This is a genomic window from Microvirga sp. jy35, from assembly GCF_056148915.1.
The window spans coordinates 1-1,400 of the sequence record NZ_JBWBEW010000111.1 but is presented as its reverse complement, the minus strand read 5'-3'; the positions used below and the strand labels follow the sequence as shown (position 1 = coordinate 1,400).

Here is a 1,400-nt window from a genome sequence, read left to right as displayed (position 1 = left end):
TGTGGACATCGGGTAATCGCGGGCAGCGCGAGAGCTCTGGCGGAGACGCCGATCAGGCGACAGTCTGATTGGCCCAACAGAGCAGGAGCAGACGATGACCCACTACGCCGGCCTGGATGTGTCACAAAAGGAGACCACGATCTGCATCGTGGATGAACAGGGCCGCCGTCTCTGGCGCGGCACGGCGGCGACTGATCCCGAGGCGATCACCCAGATCCTGTGCCGATACGGCTCTGATCTCCAAGTTGGTGTTGAGACCGGCCCGCTGATGCCCTGGCTCGTGCATGGATTGCGCGCCAGGGGCGTGCAGGTGATCTGCCTCGATGCTCGCCACGCCAAGGCGGCTCTGGCCATGCAGCTCAACAAGACTGATCGCAACGATGCCGAAGGGCTGGCGCAGATCGTCCGCACCGGCTGGTACCGCAGCGTCCACGTCAAATCCTTCGAAGCGCATCGGCTCCGCGCCCTGCTCGGTGCCCGCCGGCAGCTGGTGGGCATGACCACGCAGCTGTCCAACCACATCCGCGGCATCCTCAAGGTCTTTGGCCTGGTGGTCGGGATGGCGCATGGCCGCACGTTCTCTGAGCGGGTCGAGACCCTCGTGGCGGATCAGCCCGCGGTGGCCGGGATCGTGCGGCCGATGCTGCAGGTCTGGCGCGAGCTGAAGGACCAGATCACCCGCTTCGACAAGGCCGTGCGCCAAGAGGTGCGTCGACGTGACGAGTGCCGCCTCCTGATGAGCGTGCCGGGCATCGGCGCTCTCTCGGTGCTGGCTTATGTCAGCGCCATCGAGCACCCGGAGCGCTTTCATCAATCCCGCAACGTCGGAGCCCATCTGGGTCTCACGCCACGGCGATATCAGTCCGGTGAGGTCGACCGGAGCGGCCGCATCTCCAAATGCGGGGACGAGCTGGTGCGATCCTACCTGTTCGAGGCGGCCGGTGTCTTGCTGACCCGGGTGCAGCGCTGGTCGCCGCTCAAGGCCTGGGCCGTGCGGCTGGTGCAGCGCAGTGGGTTCAACAAGGCCCGGGTGGCCCTGGCCCGCAAGCTTGCCGTCATCCTGCATGCGATCTGGCGGACGGGCGAGCCCTTCCGGTGGAGCAAGATGGAGGCTGTTACTGCAACAGAAGGGAGAGGATGAGATTGATCTGGCCTTCATCGTGAGGTGAACGCCAGGTACCGTGCTTGCTCCTCGGGGCGAGGGTACGGGTCATTCCGCAAGCGGGGCCTGTGAGAGCTGGACCCTTCAGCTGATCACGTTGTGGACCTTGGAAGGCTCGTGCTGTTGAACCCGATGATGCGGCGGCCAGTGCCGACCGCGGAGAGAACCGTGATCCGGGGAGAAGCAAAGGTGCCAGAGCTGTTTGCGCTTGACTGGAGACCCGCGATTAGAGAACGGC

General features: G+C 65.0%; 1 protein-coding gene. It reads left to right on the top strand.

What is annotated here, in order from left to right; translation table 11 throughout:
* Positions 1–94: 94 nt before the first annotated feature.
* On the top strand, positions 95–1,141 hold the full coding sequence (locus tag AC0QTX_RS27430) for an IS110 family RNA-guided transposase (protein ID WP_474606953.1): 1,047 nt from the start codon (positions 95–97) through the stop codon (positions 1,139–1,141).
* Positions 1,142–1,400 lie beyond the last annotated feature (259 nt).